The 2,546-nt window shown below is 56.4% G+C and carries 1 protein-coding gene and 2 pseudogenes; 2 read left to right on the forward strand and 1 reads right to left on the reverse strand.

Annotated features, from left to right (window positions below):
* Positions 1 to 505: pseudogene (locus VEZ52_RS07950) on the forward strand (alpha-D-glucose phosphate-specific phosphoglucomutase); the annotation flags it as partial.
* Between the two features lie 216 nt (positions 506 to 721).
* On the opposite strand, the gene VEZ52_RS07955 reads toward VEZ52_RS07950, so the two are convergent.
* Entirely contained in the window at positions 722 to 1,885 is a 1,164-nt protein-coding gene (locus tag VEZ52_RS07955; RefSeq protein ID WP_324836353.1) for a pseudouridine synthase, read from the reverse strand.
* A gap of 478 nt (positions 1,886 to 2,363) precedes the next feature.
* On the opposite strand from VEZ52_RS07955, the pseudogene VEZ52_RS07960 reads away from it, so the two are divergent.
* Positions 2,364 to 2,546: pseudogene (locus VEZ52_RS07960) on the forward strand (hypothetical protein); the annotation flags it as partial.

Here is a 2,546-nt window from a genome sequence, read left to right on the forward strand (position 1 = left end):
GCTCAATGGGCGCTGCGGCTTTGGCTGCGAGGAAAGCGCGGGCGCTTCCTTCCTGTGCTTTGACGGCACGCCCTGGAGCACAGACAAGGACGGCCCCCTCATGTGCCTGCTGGCGGCTGAAATGATGGCGGTGGAGCAGTCATCACCCGATCAGCTCTACACCAAACTGACCGAGCGCCTTGGTGCGCCCGCCTACCAGCGGCTTGATGCTCCGGCGGACGACAACGTGCGCGCAAAGCTTGCGGCGCTGACGCCTGAAAGCGTGAGGCTTAAAACTCTGGCTGGCTCGCCTGTTACCAATGTGCTTACCCGCGCGCCCGGTAACGATGCCGCCATCGGCGGTGTTAAGGTGGTCAGCGACGACGGCTGGTTTGCTGTGCGCCCCTCTGGTACGGAAGCTATCTGCAAAGTGTATACGGAAAGCTTCAAGGGAGAAGACCACCTGCAAGCTTTGCAAAAGGATGCCATCGACTTTCTCGAGCACTTGCTGAAAGGCGATGCCTGATAAGCACAGGTAAGCTTTCTTTGCTATGCGCGCGTAGCGCGCGGCATTTTTTTTACGATTCCAATATAAAGGTAATTGCTCTTTAATCAGCAAAGCGCAGCTGCAATGGCCGGATATCCGGCACTGCGGCTGCGCTTTTTGTCTGCACTTCTTTAAAGATATGGTCTTGCCAAAGAGGCTGTACTGGCTGCCGATAGGCAGATTGCCAGCAAAGGCCTACCGTGTGGCGGGCAAGTCGGCGCTTTCACGCAGGCGGGCAACCTCTGCATCCGTAAGAGGCCGGGCTTTGCCGCTGGCCAGATCCCCAAGGCGCAATGAGCCCTGAGCAACGCGGCACAGGCGCAGGATGGTCAACCCCAGATCGCGGCACATACGGCGAATCTGGCGGTTCAGCCCCTGGCGCAGCACCATTTGCAACTGGGTATTGCCAGCAACTTGCTGGGCAATCACGTCCACAGGCATAATATCTTCACCTTCGGCAAGGTGCATGCCGCGCCGCATGGTCTTGAGCGCCCCTTCAGGAGCAGTGCCGCGCACAAGCACCTCGTAAGTCTTGGGCTGGTGATGCCGGGGATGGGTGAGGCGCTGGGCCAGCTGGCCATCATTGGTCAGCAGCAGCAAGCCTTCAGAAAAATAGTCAAGCCTGCCAACAGGATACAGTCTGAGCGCCTTGTATTCAGGCGCAAGACAATCCAGCACAGTGGGCCTGCCTTCCGGGTCGCTCACGGTGCAGACCACATGCACCGGTTTGTTGAGCATGAGATAGGTATAGGACTGCGGGGCCGACAACACGCGGCCATCAACAGCAATACTCTCAAAGGGCAGCACCTGACGCCCGGGGTTGGGCTCCGGCTTGCCGTCAACACTGACGCGCCCGGCAAGAATAAGCTCGTCTGCCTTACGGCGCGAGCAAAGACCCGTTGCGGCTATGGCCTTGTTAAGGCGTATACCTTCAGCGGCATTAGCGTCAGCAGCAGGCTGAGGCTTGGAGGGCGCAGCTGGACATGCAGAAAGATCGGCGTCAGATTTGACTGCCTGGGGCTGCGCGGGTTTGCGTTGCGAAAAATCGCCTCGAGCATCGCGGGCGTTCAGCTGCGTATCTGCCCGCGAACCTGACCGTGAATCAGAACGGCCATTTGGCCCATTGGCAGACCAGCTATCAGAACGAGGGGCATGATTCTTGTGTTCGCCCGCAGACTGTTCCTTTTTGTGAGAGCTGGCGGACGAACTGTTTTTGCTGCGGTTTCTGGCGGATGATCCGGCATTGCCGGAATGTTTGGGCGGCACGGTGATTCTCCTTGGCAAGATGCGCTCATGGTGCGTGAAGTGGGGCATGCCGTCAAGGGCAAGCAAGGGGCGCATGCATGGCTGACCTAGCATTTCAACGGCTTCCAATCTTCAAAAGTTTACATAATTATCATTATGGGACATTTATAAATACTGTGCGCAGGGTGAAACGGGATTCGAAACGGGGACGAAAACACGCTTAGAATCTCACTGGCGGCACCACTGCCAAACCATCCACAGTCAACAAGACTGAGCACTGAAAATGAACAGCCATCATGAAATTTCCACACCGTTCCATGAATTTTGAGAATTCGGATTGGCCCAGTCCACGCATTCAGTTTTCCGCAATCATTTGATCCTTTCCTTATATATAGAAGCCCCCGATTGCCGCTCATGAATTTCTGCCAGGCTGCTCACCCCAATATGGCTGGAACGGCGCATCCAAAAGATTCACTGCTGCGCCAGCATTGACCTCTTGAACGGCGCAAAACCAGGGGCCAGCCTTGCACTTGCTCCCGAAGCGGCTCTGACGTACAACACTGCCAACACAGGTTTTCAGCAAGGAGTTTCCATGGGCTTTGCCAACAGCTCTTGCAGCTTTACACGGTTCCGCATTCTTGATCCTGTTCCGGCCACGCTCTGGCCGCAGATACTGGACAAACTGAAACAGTTCGCCATGCGCGACATTGACGATATTCCTGAAATGCAGGGCCAGGGATGGGCCTGTTTTGAGGACATGCTCGATACTGACTGG

This window comes from Desulfovibrio sp. (assembly GCF_035644575.1).
Taxonomy (GTDB): domain Bacteria; phylum Desulfobacterota; class Desulfovibrionia; order Desulfovibrionales; family Desulfovibrionaceae; genus Desulfovibrio.